Source organism: Enterobacter cloacae complex sp. IR5412, from assembly GCF_049237385.1.
Classification (GTDB): domain Bacteria; phylum Pseudomonadota; class Gammaproteobacteria; order Enterobacterales; family Enterobacteriaceae; genus Enterobacter; species Enterobacter intestinihominis.
The window spans coordinates 1-16453 of sequence record NZ_JBMKHQ010000003.1; the positions used below are offsets into that span (position 1 = coordinate 1).

A 16453-nucleotide genomic window follows, 5' to 3' on the forward strand; every position below is an offset into this window, starting at 1 on the left:
CCGCTGACCTACGTCTACAGCGATCAGGACAGCTACGATCCGCTGGCACGTATTGACGGCGTTGATGCCCCGGAAATCTTCTGGTTCCACTGTCAGCCCAACGGCACACCGGAGCGGATGACGGATATCGAAGGGCAGGTGCGCTGGGAAGGGGTGAACAGCGCCTGGGGCAAACTGCTGCGGGAAAGCGAAACGCAAGTATCAGGATATTCCCAGAACCTGCGCATGCAGGGGCAATACCTGGACCGCGAGACAGGGCTGCACTACAATCTGTTCCGGTATTACGACCCGGACTGCGGACGGTTTACGCAGCAGGACCCGATAGGGCTGGCGGGGGGGATAAATCTTTACCAGTATGCGCCGAATGCGCTGGGATGGGTGGATCCGTGGGGGTTGAGCCGTAAATGTAAGGATCCATCTAAAGAAGCTACGAAATGGCAAGGTCAAGGTGATTACAAAGGTATAGATGTCTACAAAAATAGGAAACTGAAAAAAGGCACGATTTTGTATGCATTATATCCGAACGGTGATACTCCTCCATCATATGCGGTGACTTATCCAACTGTTAGGCAAAACAAAGGAAATGCTATAGGCTACCATGAAGCGCTTCAGGTTAAAATTGATCCTCATCGTACATTAAGAACGCAAGTAAGAGCTTATTATGTCAGCGAGGATATTGATGTCGCATATGGAAGAGCATTGGCTAATAACATTTATGGCCGAGGGGGAGGGATGCAATTCTTTATCCCTGAGGAATTTAGAAATCTACTGATACCGGGGGAGGTTATAAGCATATGATTGATTTTGAAATTAACATCGCAGATGGCAAAGTTAAGTTAGATAATAAATATCTTTTCATACAACGGGAGGATACGTTTATAGTTTCTGAACTTTACAAATATCTTGAATCAAAAAATAAAATGCAAAGATTAATTCCTTATCATTATACCGTTAATACCGTTCTTTGGTTTGATAAGAAATTTGAGCTTATAATGCGCCCATTATGCTTTAGCAATTTTCCATTTATGGTGCAATTAATTTATAAAGAGGGTGAGTATTATCAGGCAATAAGTGATTGGAATAAAGTTTCTAACATTGATATGTTAAACAAAGAAGTTGATTTCTTATATCGTTGGGTAGCAGAGGAATATGATCTTGGCGAACCAGATGCAAAAGAAAAACATAGTGTAACATGGCGTTTGGAATGGGGTGATATTACTGTCTGCTATGACATTAAATCATTTAATTGCGGTATCTATATAACATGGAATTAACTATCAAATAAGTATCGCATGTTGACTGTTTTTTGATCTTTTCTTTTTTAATAATCGATACGCATAAACATATCAATGGTGTACCACGTCCACAGGTGGTCGATTCAGTGTAGTTAATGAGGGGTAAATAATTGCACACGTTTCTCTAGATCTCATTCTTAATGAAATCCGTGTAGCTGATTCCACAGATTGGAGCCTTCGAAAATAAAATGCCACAGTATGAATTAGGATTTATACTACGGATTATTACTTGATAAAAAGCCCAGCGCAAGCATTCGCTGGAACTATGACATCTTCTGTTAAACTGTGTAGAGCTCTAACGAGCGTGCCCGCTGCACTGTTGCAACTTTTCAAGTGCATATCTTGAATAAATTAATGGTGGAACATTACAGCTGCTAGGGATAGGACGCAATTACCCTATGATTTAGTCGGTGTGGATCTTACCGGCCGCCTGAGGCGCAGTCGCACCGACAGGGATGGTCCATGCACGCACTTCTTTTACGCCAGCAGTGAAGTAGATTTGCAGATTCAGCAGCTCATAGCCCGCGCGGATCACGCGGTTCAGGCCCGGCTCTTCCAGACCCGGCTCGGCCATTAAATCTTCACGATCGGTGTCGTTCATTTCAGCGATATCGGATTCAACCGCGGCGCAAACCGCCACCACTACAGAATCTTCACCGCTCGAAGATTTTGCTGAGAAGATCCCGCACAACCGCCTGTCGCAGCTCAACGGCATTCGCTGGCGTTATGACATCCATGGCCGCACCGTGGAGAAGGATAACGGCCAGACCCGCTGGCACTACCGCTACGACGGCGAGCACCGCCTGACGGAGGTCATCAGCCAGCCGCGGGACCGCAACAGACCGCCTGACGGAGGTCAGCTTCCGCTACGATCCGCTCGGGCGACGCATCAGCAAAACGCGCCGCCAGATGCTGGGCGGCCAGCCAACCGGCAAGCCGGTCACCACCCGGTTTGTCTGGGAAGGGTTCCGGCTGTTGCAGGAAGTGCACGGGGATGTGCCGCTGACCTACGTCTACAGCGATCAGGACAGCTACGATCCGCTGGCGCGTATTGACGGCGTTGATGCCCCGGAAATCTTCTGGTTCCACTGTCAGCCCAACGGCACGCCGGAGCGGATGACGGATAGCGAAGGGCAGGTGCGCTGGGAAGGGGTGAACAGCGCCTGGGGCAAACTGCTGCGGGAAAGCGAGACGCAGGTATCAGGATATTCCCAGAACCTGCGTATGCAGGGGCAATACCTGGATCGCGAGACAGGGCTGCACTACAATCTGTTCCGGTATTACGACCCGGACTGCGGACGGTTTACGCAGCAGGACCCGATAGGGCTGGCGGGAGGGATAAATCTTTACCAGTATGCGCCAAATGCGCTGGTATGGGTGGATCCGTGGGGGTTGAGTAGGTGTTCTGGAGGTACCCGCTTAACTGTTAATAAACCGAAGATTTTAAGCAGCACAAAGCTGTCATCAACTGAGAGAAAATTCCTCGAAAGACAGTTTATGAAAAAAATGAATGCCTTAAACCGAGCGGCTCAAAGAGGAGAGTTAGTTTGGTCTCCTGGCACCCATGAGGTTAGGATTTCATCTTTGCAAAGTTCTTACAGGCAGGCTGTTTCTGCACGCTTTGAAAAAATGTTTTGTTCAGCACCTGATCTAAGTAAATTAAACGCTGATCATCCTGTTGATTTAATTGTTGGAGGTTCGCCTACACAAAGATTACAAATGCTGAATGAAACTATTAATAAAAGTGTCGGTAGTTCTTTGAAAAATGCAGGCAGAAAGGCGGGGCTTCAGCCCGGAGATACCATCAGTGAAATAATATTTCAATAGGGGGTAAAATGAATAAATCTATTAATATACAGACGGATACTGCCACATTAGTAATTTATGATTTGATGTCATTAAAGCATAGGATTAATGATGATGCAGATTGGTGGAGTCTTCCAGAAGATGAAGTTGAAGAAATAAATAAAGGGAATGTATTATTTCTCAATGTTGGAGATGATGGTAACTATAAAGTTGATATTAAAAGTGAAATTGGTGAATATGCCGGATCGTTATTTTTAAACGTACCTACTGGAAAGGTTTTCATAGGGGCGGGAGAGGATGTCACTGGCGGAGATCTGGAGCCAGATGATTCAGATGCTATTTCAGGCGAGTTTATTACTTTAGAACCAGGTAGTTACGAGGTTAAATATAAAAAGCATGGTTCAGATGTGCTAATTTCCTTTACAAAAGCAACGTTTACTGAAAACTCATTAGAAGAGGGTGTTTATCTCTGAATAAAAATCCACGCCCTGGCGTAGATTTTTTCATCCAAAAAAATGTTAAAATGAAGAACCATAGATCAGCGACAAAAAGGCACTTCTAGTTATACTTGTGACTTTTTACATAAAATCAGTAAGGTAATCAAAATGTATTTTTTAGAAAGAAAAGATGCAGAAAAAATGCTCTTTGAATTTTTAAAGAGAACTTTAATAAAAGAATCAGATATTGATGAGTTAATGAGCATGGCAACTAAACATGATTCCGGCCCTCCGATGAAAGGTATAATGTATAAGTATGACAAAATGGAGAGAAATGAACTCACCGCACAAGATTTAGATGATCTTAGTACATTGATGCATTTTTATGGCCCGTGATTAAGCATATCAATCCTTTTCTTTTAAAATATTATAATTCCAGAGCCTGGAAAGCTATCAACAACCAAATAGATGATATTTTTATTATTTCTCAGATAAGATATTCAAATCAAAACTAAATTTAAGGTTGTTATTCTTAATGATAAAAACCTGAAGCCTCATTGGAATCTTGAGGCCGTTTTAAAGAGTAAAGTCAGCATCAATATCAAAAACTTTCAACATCATCCATGTATAAAAATAATTTTTTATTGAGAGCGAATATGATCGCTGACTTCAGGTTTATCTGAGAAAACAACGTGCTAGAATGGATTTTCTGTTCAAAAATTATTAGACTAAACATACCTCGCTTAGATGCCGCAAAGGTCGATCCTGTACGCCAATTAGTCTTTGCGATAAGCGAACCAGAACCATTACCAACCGTTTTGAAAATCTTCAATGTTGAGGGCCAAGAGCTATTACTTTCTGCACCACCTGAAAACGCTTATTTCTATTACTTAACATTTAATTTGTCGAAGGAAGTCATTGTTGTCTGTAGTTTCGCAATTCACCAAAATGGCTGGTATGACTGGTTTTATACCTATGATATGAAGCTTAACACGCTGTCTCGGTCAGGCCCTGCGTGTTGAGATCGAAAGCGCCCCAAAATATTAACAATAACTAGTGGCAAAAGAGGGTTGCATAAGCAGTTCTAACAAGTGGCTGATAAACTGTGCTGAGAAGCAAAGGATGAGCACTGTTTACTTTGTCATATTTACCTATATAAAACCAGTCAAAGAGATTGACGCAGCGATACCTGCTCATGTGGAATGGCTAGAAAAGGGGAATTCAGAGCGGATCTTTCAGGCGTCCGGCATACTGATACTGTGAATCGGAGGTGTCAGTCTCGCTAAGTGCTAGTGTCAGGCCTTACTTGGAAAGCATCTACGCGAGCAGTCTTTACAGACTTTAAAGTTTGAGACTCTGAAATCATTACTTTTGTACCCAGCTTGAAGACAGTTCTCTTAGACAATAACTTTTACCCTGCAATAAAAAATCCACCCCTAAGCGTGGATTTTTCCCGTTCATAAAAATTAAACGTAAACAAGAAGTTCATCACATCGCCATCTTCAACAATGTAATCTTTTCCTTATGCACGCATCTTGCCTCCTTCTTTCGCGCCTGGCCCTTCCTGACCCAGCTCGGCTATAAACTCTTCACGGTCGGCATCGTCCAGTTCAGCATTATCGGATTCAACCGTGGCGCAAACTACTACCACTAACGAACCTTCACCGCTTGAAGGTTCTGCTGAGAAGCACACGCAAAACCGTCTGACGCAGCTCAACGGCATTCGCTGGCGCTATGACGTTCACGGACGCACCGTGGAGAAAGATAACGGCCAGACCCGCTGGCACTACCGCTACGACGGCGAGCACCGCCTGACGGAGGTCATCAGCCAGCCGCGGGACCGCAACAGACCGCAGACGGAGGTCAGCTTCCGCTACGATCCACTGGGCCGCCTCATCAGCAATACGCACCGCCAGATGCCTGACGGCCTGCCAACCGGTAAGCTGGTCGCCACGCGGTTTGTCCGGGAACGGTTACGGCTGTTACAGGAAATGTGCGGGGATGTGCTGTTGACCTACGTCTACAGCGATCAGGACAGCTACGACCCGCTGGCGCGTATTGACGGCGTTGATGCCCCGGAAATCTTCTGGTTCCACTGTCAGCCCAACGGCACGCCGGAGCGGATGACGGATAGCGAAGGGCAGGTGCGCTGGGAAGGGGTGAACAACGCTGGGGCAAACTGCTGCGGGAAAGCGAGACGCAGGTATCTGGGTATTCCCAGAATCTGCGGATGCAGGGGCAATACCTGGATCGTGAGACAGGGCTGCACTACAATCTGTTCCGGTATTACGACCCGGACTGCGGACGGTTTACGCAGCAGGACCAGATAGGGCTGGCGGGGGGGATAAAACTATACCAGTATGCGCCGAATGCGCTGGGGTGGGTGGATCCGTGGGGGTTGGCATTAAAGGGAGTCGACTTTACAGGAAGCCCAGATCTTTTCCCAATCAATGGAACGAAACAGAATATTGTATCTATTACAATGCAAGGAACTCGAGATAGAGATTTCACCAAGGCATTCAAGGCAGCCGGTATTTCTAAAAACGAAGCAATCGGATATACATGGCACCATGTCGATGATTTTGACCCAGCCACAGGAAGGACAACAATGCAACTAGTAAAAACTTCTGCGCATGAAGCTATTTTCCCCCACAAAGGCTCAGTTTCACAATTCGAGAAATATTTTGGGGTAAAATATGGATCCCAAGAAGCTATTGCTGTTTCACATTCTAAAGGCTGGTTGAAGGGGTGTGTTCCGAAAAAATTGCGTGCAAACTGTCACCATTGAGGTATAAATCTATGAATCATTTCAGTAACTGTGAAAAAAAGATTGAACGTGCAGATATTGCTAAAATCGAAGAGAAATTATCTATTACCCTTCCGGATGATTTTGTTTCACATTATCTGCATTTTAATGGTGGCACTCCTGAGAAAAGTTGGTGGGACTGTGATGAAGATTTTGAGCCAGTAGAGGTGGCAGGGTTTAAACCGTTTGTTTATAATGCTCAGACAAATGATGATCCTAGATCTTTAATTGACGGCTGCTATATCAGCATGTTGGCTCGGGAAGTCATTCCTAATAACTTGCTTCCTTTCGCAAATGATTGGGGAGGGAACTTCTTTTGTCTGAATTTAGATAATTATTCAATCGTATATTTTGCTACAGATTCTTTTGATGAGGATTTGACTATGCAAGAAAATCACACAAAACTTCAAAGATATCTAACAAATTCATTTTCTAAATTTGTTAATGGATTGGTAACAGAAGAAGATCTTTCCTAAGAAGCCATTAAATGTAAGCGAATTATTCGCTACAGTTGCTGTTGTTATGAGATTTTTTAACAAAATGCAATGATAAGCCATAGGGTGTTATAAGGAAACAGCATGGCGCGCTTGATGGCATGAACGTACAGCTGCGAAGTTTTTGCTAGATGATCCTTGGAGGGTGAGAGAACCTCTTCCCAAAGAAGGTATTTTTTAAATTTAATACTGATCGGGGAATTAATCTCGGAATAAAAAAATCCACGCCAAGGCGTGGATTTTTTCACTCAAAACTAATCAGACGTTAAACAGGAAGTTCATCACATCGCCATCTTTAACGATGTAGTCTTTCCCTTCAGCACGCATCTTGCCAGCTTCTTTCGCGCCTTGCTCACCCTTGTAGGTGATAAAGTCTTCAAACGCGATAGTCTGCGCACGAATGAAGCCTTTCTCGAAGTCGGTGTGGATCTTACCAGCCGCCTGAGGCGCAGTCGCACCGACAGGGATGGTCCATGCACGCACTTCTTTTACACCAGCGGTGAAGTAGGTTTGCAGGTTCAGCAGCTCATAGCCCGCGCGGATCACGCGGTTCAGGCCCGGCTCTTCCAGACCCAGCTCGGCCATGAACTCTTCACGGTCGGCATCGTCCAGCTCGGCGATATCAGATTCAACGGCCGCGCAAACCGCTACCACCACAGAACCTTCAGCCGCGGCAATTTCACGCACTTTGTCGAGGTACGGGTTGTTCTCGAAACCGTCTTCGTTAACGTTGGCGATGTACATGGTTGGCTTCAGGGTCAGGAAGCTCAGGTATTTGATCGCCGCTTTGTCTTCTTCAGTCAGGTTTTTCAGCGCGCGCAGCATGCCCGCGTTTTCCAGCTGTGGCAGACATTTTTCCAGGGCAGCCAGTTCCGCTTTCGCGTCTTTGTCGCCGCCTTTGGCTTTCTTCTGCACGCGGTGAATGGCGCGCTCGCAGGTGTCGAGGTCAGAAAGGGCCAGCTCGGTGTTGATGACGTCGATGTCGTCAGCCGGATCCACTTTGTTGTTAACGTGGATAATGTTGTCGTTCTCGAAGCAGCGCACAACGTGGCCGATCGCTTCGGTTTCACGGATGTTGGTCAGGAACTGGTTGCCCAGGCCTTCACCTTTGGATGCGCCTTTTACCAGGCCCGCGATGTCCACGAACTCCATGGTGGTCGGCAGAATGCGCTGCGGCTTCACGATTTCCGCGAGCTGGTCCAGACGCGGATCGGGCATAGGAACAACACCGGTGTTCGGCTCGATGGTACAGAACGGGAAGTTCGCCGCTTCAATACCTGCCTTGGTGAGCGCGTTGAACAGGGTGGATTTGCCCACGTTTGGCAGACCGACGATACCGCATTTGAATCCCATTTCTAAATCACCTTAATATCTTGATAATCAATCCGTTAACGATAACCGATTGAAGAAAAGTAAATAACTACGCCTATTATACACGTAACCCGCGCGACGCGCGGTAAAAAAGCCCCATGGCGCCGATTATTGCGCTTTGAAAGCGTGCAGTCGATTGGTGGCTTTCGTCAGGCCGTCCTGAAGCCAAATCTCGGTGCAGCGGGCCGCTTCGTCCACCGCTTCGTCAATCAACTTCTGCTCAGAAACCGGTGGTTTACCCAGTACGAAACCAACAACTTTGTTTTTATCGCCCGGATGGCCGATTCCCACGCGCAAACGGTGGAAATTAGGGTTATTACCCAGTTTGCTGATGATGTCTTTAAGGCCGTTGTGGCCGCCATGACCGCCGCCCAGCTTGAACTTCGCCACGCCTGGCGGCAGATCCAGTTCGTCGTGGGCCACCAGGATCTCATCCGGATTGATGCGATAAAACGTTGCCATAGCCGCCACGGCTTTGCCGCTCAGGTTCATAAAGGTGGTTGGCACCAGCAACCGCACGTCAGCACCCGCAAGATTGATGCGTGAGGTATACCCGTAAAACTTGGGTTCTTCACGCAGGGGAGCGCGCAGACGTTCCGCCAGCAGATCAACATACCAGGCGCCGGCGTTATGGCGGGTAGCGGCATACTCTGCGCCCGGATTGGCGAGGCCGACAATCAGTTTAATCGTCACGATTTACTTCCTAATGGGTTCCAGATCTGGCGCGTAGTTTACTGTCTGGCGCGCCGCTTGACAAAGTTCTGCCTGCTGTACACCGAAATGCGAATAATTTCTTCTTTGAACAATTAGAATTTCAAGCTGTTCAATGTCTTATTTGTAAATTTTTGTCCGGGAGTTATCTGTAAATGTGATCATTCACGCAACTCATATAAGTGGCGTTGTCTATACTTTACACACAAGGAGAAGGGGTTTTTCCCCTGACAACCCAAAGTTCCGGAGGTGACATATGAAACGCAAAAACGCTTCAATGCTCGGTAACGTGCTAATGGGGTTGGGACTGTTCGTGATGGTCGCCGGTGTCGGTTATTCAATTTTAAACCAATTACCGCAGCTTGACCTCCCACAATACTTTGCGCATGGCGCGGTGCTGAGTATCTTCCTCGGTGCGGTATTGTGGCTCGCCGGGGCGCGCGTGAGCGGACATGAGGAAGTCTGCGATAAATACTGGTGGGTGCGCCATTACGATAAACGATGCCGCCGCGACCAGCATAAGCACGGCTAGTGCCCCATAAAGAACACCGAAACGACTTCATCTGAAGTCGTTTTTTTTTGCATGACGCATTGACCCTCACGTAACGTAAGGCTTCAGAGTAGCGACACTGGCAGAACAAAAGGAGCCGTTATGTTGATTCAGGTGGGTGAACTGGCGAAACGCGCAGGGATTACCGTGCGGACTTTGCATCACTACGAGCAAACAGGGCTGTTGTTACCTTCTGCCAGAAGCGCGGCAGGCTACCGGCTTTACAACCTGGCGGATGTGCAGCGTCTGCATATGATCCAGACGCTGGCAAAAGCCGGGCTGGAGCTTGCCGAAATCAGGGATTTTCTGGAACAGCGTTCGCTGTCATTAGCGGAATTACTCGACGGGCAAATCATTTTGCTGGACAAGCAACTGCGTAGCATCCATACGCTGCGCAACCGGCTGGTGGAATTGCGTACCGGGCTGACCGACGATGCGACGCCGGATCTGGAATCCTGGCTACAGACTCTGGAGTTAATGAATATGTACGATCGCTGGTTTAGCAAAGAAGAGTTGCAGCAACTACCGTTTGCGGTAGAGAAAGAGGCGCTGGCGGATATCTGGTCGGGTCTGGTGACGGAGGTTAAACACTTGCTGGAACAGAACGTCAGCGTCACGGACGCGCGGGCGACCGATTTGGCTTCACGGTGGATGGAACGCCTGGAACAGGATACCGCAGGCAAACCGGAATTTTTGACCCGTCTGAACGAAATGCACAGCGTGGAGCCGCAGATGCAGGAGCAAACCGGCATTACGCCGGAGATTACGGATTACATCACGCGGGCGTTTGCCGAATCAAAGCTCAGCATCTGGGAGAAATATCTCACTGCCGAAGAGATGGCCTTTACCCGGTCGCACTACTTTGACCGGATGATGGAGTGGCCGCCGCTGGTGGCGAAGCTGCATCAGGCGCAGCGGGATAATCTCAGTCCCGCTTCTGACGATGCGCAAAAGCTGGCAGAAAACTGGCTGGTTTTATTCCAGTCCTATGCGGGAACAAACCCGCAGACCCAGCAAAAATTTCGTCTCGCCATGCAGCAGGAGCCGCATCTGATGAAAGGCACGTGGATGACGCCTGCCGTGCTTGAATGGCTCCAGCAGGCGATCGGGGTGATGATGCAAAGACGTGTCTCTGCATCAGATGACTCACAGATCCGCTAATGCAGCTTCACGGTTAGGGTAGAAGGACAATCGGCCAGGGATCGGCTGCACGCCCGCGCGCGCCATGGTGCGCAGGGGCTGGAATTCGAGGTTACTGATCCGCAGCTCGCAGCCTTCCGGCAGGCGGGCAACAAAGCGCTGGAAGGCATCCAGACCGCCGGCATCCAGCACCGGGACGGCATCCCATTTCAGCACCACAATCCGTTTGCCCGCAATGCGGGATTCCAGATCGCTGAAAAGACCTTCCGCTGCGGCGAAGAACAGCGGGCCAATCACGCGCAGCACCAGCACATCGTCAGGCACCTCAACGTTAACCGGGGAGAGACGCGTCATCTGCGCGATGCGGCGCATAAACAGCAGCGAGGCCAGCACAATGCCGACGCTGATGGCGATAACCATATCGAACAGTACGGTCAACGACATGCAGATCAGCATCACGATAATGTCGTCTTTCGGCGCACGGCGCAGCAGATTCACCACCTTATGCGCCTCACTCATATTCCAGGCCACCATCAGCAGCAGCGCAGCCATGGCAGAGAGCGGAAGCCATGAAAGCAGTGGGGCAAGGATCAGCAGCGCCATGATCACCAGCAGGGAGTGAATGACCGCGGAAACCGGTGATGTCGCGCCCGCACGTACGTTCGCGGCGGAACGGGCAATCGCAGCCGTAGCCGTAATACCGCCGAAGAACGGTGCAACGATGTTCCCTAAGCCCTGACCGACCAGTTCGCTGTTGGCTTTGTGCTTAGTGCCGGTCATGCCGTCGAGCACGACGGCGCAGAGCAGGGATTCAATCGCGCCCAGCATTGCCATGGAGAACGCGGCAGGCAGCAGAGCGCGAAGGGAATCCCAGCTCAGGGTGAAGCTGGAGCCCGGCATGTCCCACGGCAGAACCAGCTGCGGCAGCAGCTGCGGAATACCGTTACCCTGTGAGCCATCCGCCAGAACATAGTGGAACTGGGAGCCAATGGTGGCGACCTGTCCACCGAGCAGGTTGACGACGCCCATCACCGCGCAGCCCAGCAGCAGAGCGGGGAGATGCCCCGGGAGACGAATGCCTAAGCGAGGCCAGACGATGAGTGTGCCGAGGGTAACGATGCCAATGGCTGCATCGCCCAGGTTGGCCGTCGGCAACGCCATAAACAGCGCGCCCACTTTCTGTAAGTAGTGCTCCGGAACATGGGCCATTTGCAGGCCGAGGAAATCCTTAATCTGCATGGTCCCGATGGTAATCCCAATCCCCGAGGTGAACCCCAGCGTCACGGAAAGGGGAATATATTCAATCAGGCGACCAAAGCGGGCCAGACCGAACAGAATTAAAAAGATGCCGGACATCAGGGTGGCAACCAGCAGGCCTGCCAGACCAAACTGTTGGGAAACCGGGTAGAGGATCACCACAAAGGCGGCAGTTGGGCCGGAGACGCTGAAGCGGGACCCGCCCGTCAGCGCAATCACAATCCCCGCAACGGCTGAGGTGTACAGCCCGTACTGCGGCGCGACGCCGCTACCAATCGCCAGTGCCATCGCCAGCGGGATGGCAATAATCCCGACGGTGATCCCGGCTATCAGGTCACGAACGAAGCGTGACGACGTGTATTTCTCTTTCCAGCAGGCGTCGATGAGGGCGCGAAAGGGCAGAACATGTGAGGAGGTTACGTTTTTCACAATTATCTATCATCCGTGTGCGCATCATCTGTCATATGAATGGCAGGTGAAGGAGGCATAAGTCATACAAATAAATACTATAAACAAAAAAACCCGCCGTAGCGGGTTTTTTGGCCGTGTTCGATCAGTGTTCGAACATTGCAGAGATGGATTCTTCGTTGCTGATACGACGAATCGCTTCGGCCAGCATCCCGGACAGAGTCAACGTACGCACGTTTGGCAGCGCTTTGATCTCGTCACTCAGTGGAATGGTATCGCACACCACAACTTCGTCGATGACGGAGTTACGCAGGTTGTTTACCGCATTGCCGGAGAAGATCGGGTGAGTCGCGTAAGCGAATACGCGTTTCGCACCACGCTCTTTCAGCGCTTCAGCGGCTTTACACAGCGTACCGCCGGTATCGATCATGTCGTCCACCAACACGCAGTCGCGGCCAGCCACGTCACCGATGATGTGCATCACCTGAGAAACGTTAGCGCGCGGACGGCGTTTGTCGATGATCGCCATGTCGGTATCGTTCAGCAGCTTCGCGATAGCTCGAGCACGTACCACGCCGCCGATGTCTGGAGAAACCACAATCGGGTTGTCCAGATTCAGTTGCAGCATGTCTTCCAGCAGGATTGGGCTGCCGAAAACGTTATCAACCGGCACGTCGAAGAAGCCCTGGATCTGCTCTGCGTGCAGGTCGACCGTCAGTACGCGGTCAACGCCGACGCTGGACAGGAAGTCTGCGACAACTTTAGCGGTGATTGGCACACGCGCGGAACGGACGCGACGGTCCTGACGTGCATAGCCAAAGTAAGGAATAACAGCAGTGATACGGCCAGCAGAAGCGCGACGCAGCGCGTCGACCATAACAACCAATTCCATCAGGTTGTCGTTCGTTGGAGCACAGGTGGACTGGATGATGAAAATATCACCACCGCGTACATTTTCGTTAATTTGTACGCTGACTTCGCCGTCGCTAAAGCGACCTACAGCGGCGTCGCCGAGGGAAGTGTACAGGCGGTTGGCAATACGTTGTGCTAGTTCCGGGGTGGCGTTACCAGCAAAAAGCTTCATATCAGGCACGAGAAGAACCTCAGGCATGCGTCCAGTGGTGGATAGCGTTCGCCGCAAACTGCGGGGCCTAAGCAAACGCTATCCAGGCGGTGTATTAAAGAGCGCGATGCAACGTCTGGAACAGGGTGACGTTGTCACCGAAACTCAGTCTGCGCCAGAATGGCCTGCTGTAGGGGGGAGGTGTTCATCCCGCGTGCTACAAAACCATGCAGCCAATCCGGCGCTTGCTCAAGCACCTGACGGGCGGCGGATTCGGTGTCAAATTCAGCAAAGACACAGGCCCCTGTACCGGTCAGGCGCGACGGCGCGTATTCTAACAGCCAGGAAAGCACCGCATCAACCTCGCGAAAACGTTTTCTTGCGATATCCTCGCAATCGTTGCTGAATTCACAATTTAATAACGTTTTTATTGACCGTACCGGGGTATTTCTTTTCAGGTCAGGATCTTTAAAGATGACCGGGGTAGGAATGCTCACGCCAGGGTGAACGATCAGATACCATTTTTCCGGCGGATCGACCGGCGTGAGGATTTCGCCCACCCCTTCAGCAAACGCCGCGTGGCCGCGCACAAATACTGGTACATCGGCGCCCAGCGTCAACCCTAATGCTGCCAGTTCGTCCGTCGTCAGACCGCAGCCCCACAGGTGGTTAAGCGCCACCAGTACGGTCGCGGCGTTTGACGAACCGCCGCCAAGACCGCCGCCCATCGGCAGGCGTTTGTCGATACGGATATCCGCACCGCTTCCCGCTGGCAGACGACCCGACGACGACGCCGTTTTCATCAGCAAGCGGGCAGCGCGCACGATCAGGTTATCGTCATGCGCCACGCCGTCGACTGGCGTCAGCAGGAAAATCTGCCCGTCCTGACGCGGTTCGATTGAGATCGTGTCGCCGTAGTCGACAAACTGAAACAGGGTTTGCAGGGTGTGATAGCCGTCAGCGCGCTGCCCGGTAATGTAGAGAAACAGGTTCAGTTTTGCGGGAGAGGGCCAGTGGGTCATCATTTAACGATCCAGTTATCCATTTTCAGCTTGATACGCTGGCTACCCTGCGTCAGCTCCATATTGGACGGCAGCGATGGTTGCGTCTTGCTGTCATACGCGCTGTACACCACTTTCCAGGTTTTACCGCCCTGGGTGTAGTTAACCTGGCTCAGACGGTATTGGTCATCAAGCGTATAGTCGGTGGCGTCACCCGGCAGGCCAAGGATCCACTGGCGCAGACTATTGAGCGGAATCGGCATCCCGGTCAGTTTGCCAATCATCTCTTCGGCGTCGGTCGCGGTGTAGTGCTGGCCTTTGTTATCGGTGATCTGCGCTTCGCCAGGCTTCGCGTTAAGCTCCAGCTCGGTGCTGCCCAGCGGGTTGAGCAGCAGCAGGCGATAGTTGTCCTGCCCCGTTTGCTGCCAGAAGAAGCGAGCATAAACTTTTTGTTCGTCAGAGAGATATGCAAATGCACCGCGGGTCTGGTACTGGCTTAATTTCAGCACATCCTGCTGGTGCTGACGCCACTGCGGTGAGTCGGGGCTTTTGCCCGGGCCTTTCGGCTGATGAACGGAACAGGCGGTCAGAACCAGGGCCGCCAGAGGCAGCAGGCGAATCATTCGGGTCATAATGATGACAAATCCTTGAGATACGTTGCAGTTATAACTGTTAATGCTAGCGTTGAAGGGTGCCACCGTCTACGTTCAAATTATCTCAAAGCGCGGCGTAAGCTATTACTCCGAAAGGGGGCAGTCTCTTTTATTGATCTCGCGCATCCTGTATGATGCGTCCTGCTAACCTTATTAACGCTGGTACTACTCCCGCTCAACATGACCCTATTAGCACTCGGTATTAACCACAAAACGGCCCCGGTTTCACTGCGAGAACGCGTTACGTTTTCGCCGGATTCGCTCGACCTGGCGCTGGATAGCCTGCTTGCACAGCCGATGGTGCAGGGGGGCGTGGTGCTGTCGACGTGCAACCGTACCGAGCTCTATTTAAGCGTGGAAGAGCAGGACAACCTGCACGAGGCGCTGATCCGCTGGCTATGTGACTATCACAACCTCAACGAAGAAGAGCTGCGCAACAGCCTGTACTGGCATCAGGATAACGATGCGGTCAGCCATCTGATGCGTGTGGCCAGCGGTCTGGATTCGCTGGTGCTGGGCGAGCCGCAGATCCTCGGCCAGGTGAAAAAAGCCTTCGCGGATTCCCAGAAAGGGCATCTGAAAGCCAGCGAACTGGAGCGAATGTTCCAGAAGTCATTCTCCGTGGCGAAGCGTGTGCGAACCGAAACCGACATTGGCGCCAGTGCGGTTTCGGTTGCTTTCGCGGCCTGTACTCTTGCCCGTCAAATCTTTGAATCGCTGTCGACCGTCACCGTACTGCTGGTGGGGGCGGGCGAAACCATCGAGCTGGTGGCGCGCCATCTTCGCGAACACAAGGTGAAGAAGATGATCATCGCTAACCGCACCCGCGAACGTGCGCAGGTGCTGGCAGATGAAGTGGGCGCTGAGGTGATTGCGCTGAGCGACATCGATGAACGTCTGAAAGAGGCGGACATTATTATCAGTTCTACCGCCAGCCCGCTGCCGATTATCGGGAAAGGGATGGTCGAGCGTGCGCTGAAATCCCGCCGCAATCAACCGATGCTGCTGGTGGATATCGCCGTTCCGCGTGATGTCGAACCGGAAGTGGGCAAACTGGCGAACGCCTACCTGTACAGCGTGGATGACCTGCAAAGCATCATTTCGCACAACCTTGCCCAGCGTAAGGCGGCGGCTGTGCAGGCGGAAACCATCGTTGAACAGGAAACCAGCGAATTTATGGCCTGGCTGCGCGCGCAAAGCGTCAGCGAGACCATCCGCGAATACCGCGGTCAGGCGGAGCAGGTGCGTGATGACCTGACGGCCAAAGCGTTAGCGGCCCTTGAACAGGGCGGCGACGCGCAGGCGATTATGCAGGATTTAGCCTGGAAACTGACCAACCGCCTGATCCATGCCCCAACCAAATCTCTTCAGCAGGCTGCCCGTGACGGGGACGATGAACGCCTGACTATTCTGCGCAACAGCCTCGGGCTGGAATAGCGCCCTATACCCATTTTCTAAGAC

The 16453-nt window shown here is 51.0% G+C and carries 15 protein-coding genes and 5 pseudogenes; 12 read left to right on the forward strand and 8 right to left on the reverse strand.

The genetic code is table 11. From position 1 onward, the window contains the following. The coding region (locus ACOTX2_RS06300) for an RHS repeat-associated core domain-containing protein (protein WP_421625891.1) at positions 1–798 on the forward strand (798 nt) is incomplete at its 5' end. After that, complete coding sequence (locus ACOTX2_RS06305) at positions 795–1274, forward strand: hypothetical protein (RefSeq protein WP_063147192.1); 480 nt, start codon at positions 795–797, stop codon at positions 1272–1274. The genes ACOTX2_RS06300 and ACOTX2_RS06305, both read left to right, overlap by 4 nt. Positions 1275–1701: 427 nt before the next feature. Here ACOTX2_RS06305 and ACOTX2_RS06310 read toward each other — a convergent pair. Beyond that, positions 1702–1950, reverse strand: a pseudogene (locus ACOTX2_RS06310) (DUF933 domain-containing protein); the annotation flags it as partial. Between ACOTX2_RS06310 and ACOTX2_RS06315 the strand changes: the two are divergent. The 5 genes and pseudogenes from ACOTX2_RS06315 to ACOTX2_RS06335 form a co-directional block, all read left to right on the forward strand. Beyond that, positions 1949–3122 (forward strand): annotated as a pseudogene (locus tag ACOTX2_RS06315) (RHS repeat domain-containing protein); the annotation flags it as partial. The pseudogenes ACOTX2_RS06310 and ACOTX2_RS06315 overlap by 2 nt on opposite strands. Positions 3123–3130: 8 nt before the next feature. Then, entirely contained in the window at positions 3131–3574 is a 444-nt protein-coding gene (locus tag ACOTX2_RS06320; RefSeq protein ID WP_058646411.1) for a DUF6386 family protein, read from the forward strand. Positions 3575–3706: 132 nt separating this feature from the next. Further along, positions 3707–3934 carry a hypothetical protein gene (locus tag ACOTX2_RS06325; RefSeq protein ID WP_023300301.1) on the forward strand — a complete coding sequence of 76 codons (228 nt, stop codon included), beginning with the start codon at positions 3707–3709 and terminating at the stop codon, positions 3932–3934. 296 nt (positions 3935–4230) lie between these two features. Beyond that, a complete protein-coding gene (locus ACOTX2_RS06330; RefSeq protein WP_226856410.1) occupies positions 4231–4560 on the forward strand; it encodes a hypothetical protein in 330 nt (109 codons plus the stop codon). 100 nt (positions 4561–4660) lie between these two features. Continuing rightward, positions 4661–5001, forward strand: a pseudogene (locus ACOTX2_RS06335) (hypothetical protein). 59 nt (positions 5002–5060) lie between these two features. On the opposite strand, the pseudogene ACOTX2_RS06340 reads toward ACOTX2_RS06335, so the two are convergent. Beyond that, positions 5061–5216: pseudogene (locus ACOTX2_RS06340) on the reverse strand (hypothetical protein); the annotation flags it as partial. On the opposite strand from ACOTX2_RS06340, the pseudogene ACOTX2_RS06345 reads away from it, so the two are divergent. Continuing rightward, positions 5200–6326 (forward strand): annotated as a pseudogene (locus ACOTX2_RS06345) (RHS repeat-associated core domain-containing protein); the annotation flags it as partial. The pseudogenes ACOTX2_RS06340 and ACOTX2_RS06345 sit on opposite strands and share 17 nt — an antisense overlap. Before the next feature lie 11 nt (positions 6327–6337). Beyond that, a complete protein-coding gene (locus ACOTX2_RS06350; RefSeq protein WP_063147196.1) occupies positions 6338–6820 on the forward strand; it encodes an SMI1/KNR4 family protein in 483 nt (160 codons plus the stop codon). A 276-nt stretch (positions 6821–7096) separates the two neighbouring features. On the opposite strand, the gene ychF is transcribed toward ACOTX2_RS06350, so the two are convergent. After that, the gene (ychF, locus tag ACOTX2_RS06355; RefSeq protein WP_010432886.1) at positions 7097–8191 is read right to left on the reverse strand and encodes a redox-regulated ATPase YchF; all 1095 of its coding nucleotides are present in this window, start codon (positions 8189–8191) and stop codon (positions 7097–7099) included. Between the two features lie 126 nt (positions 8192–8317). Next, the gene (gene pth / locus ACOTX2_RS06360) at positions 8318–8902 is read right to left on the reverse strand and encodes an aminoacyl-tRNA hydrolase (RefSeq protein WP_006810922.1); all 585 of its coding nucleotides are present in this window, start codon (positions 8900–8902) and stop codon (positions 8318–8320) included. Between the two features lie 274 nt (positions 8903–9176). Between pth and ychH the strand changes: the two genes are divergently transcribed. Together ychH and ACOTX2_RS06370 are read left to right on the forward strand one after the other, a co-directional pair. Next, positions 9177–9452 (forward strand): stress-induced protein YchH, encoded by a 276-nt coding sequence (gene ychH, locus ACOTX2_RS06365; RefSeq protein WP_022648382.1) that lies wholly within the window; start codon positions 9177–9179, stop codon positions 9450–9452. A gap of 120 nt (positions 9453–9572) precedes the next feature. Further along, positions 9573–10631 (forward strand): MerR family transcriptional regulator, encoded by a 1059-nt coding sequence (locus ACOTX2_RS06370; RefSeq protein ID WP_421625892.1) that lies wholly within the window; start codon positions 9573–9575, stop codon positions 10629–10631. On the opposite strand, the gene dauA is transcribed toward ACOTX2_RS06370, so the two are convergent. The 4 genes from dauA to lolB form a co-directional block, all read right to left on the reverse strand. Next, positions 10617–12296: a C4-dicarboxylic acid transporter DauA gene (dauA, locus tag ACOTX2_RS06375; RefSeq protein WP_063147197.1), complete on the reverse strand. Its 1680-nt coding sequence runs from the start codon at positions 12294–12296 to the stop codon at positions 10617–10619. The two genes, ACOTX2_RS06370 and dauA, sit on opposite strands and share 15 nt — an antisense overlap. A 124-nt stretch (positions 12297–12420) precedes the next feature. Continuing rightward, complete coding sequence (gene prs / locus ACOTX2_RS06380; protein WP_003856663.1) at positions 12421–13368, reverse strand: ribose-phosphate diphosphokinase; 948 nt, start codon at positions 13366–13368, stop codon at positions 12421–12423. Positions 13369–13493: 125 nt separating this feature from the next. Then, positions 13494–14363, reverse strand: coding sequence for a 4-(cytidine 5'-diphospho)-2-C-methyl-D-erythritol kinase (gene ispE, locus ACOTX2_RS06385; protein ID WP_063147199.1), 870 nt, complete (start codon positions 14361–14363; stop codon positions 13494–13496). Beyond that, positions 14360–14971 carry a lipoprotein insertase outer membrane protein LolB gene (gene lolB, locus ACOTX2_RS06390; protein WP_003856665.1) on the reverse strand — a complete coding sequence of 204 codons (612 nt, stop codon included), beginning with the start codon at positions 14969–14971 and terminating at the stop codon, positions 14360–14362. The genes ispE and lolB overlap by 4 nt, the downstream gene beginning before the upstream one ends. Positions 14972–15172: 201 nt before the next feature. Here lolB and hemA point away from each other — a divergent pair, with 201 nt between their 5' ends. Beyond that, positions 15173–16429, forward strand: a complete 1257-nt coding sequence (gene hemA, locus ACOTX2_RS06395; protein ID WP_063147201.1) for a glutamyl-tRNA reductase — start codon at positions 15173–15175, stop codon at positions 16427–16429. Positions 16430–16453: the final 24 nt, after the last annotated feature.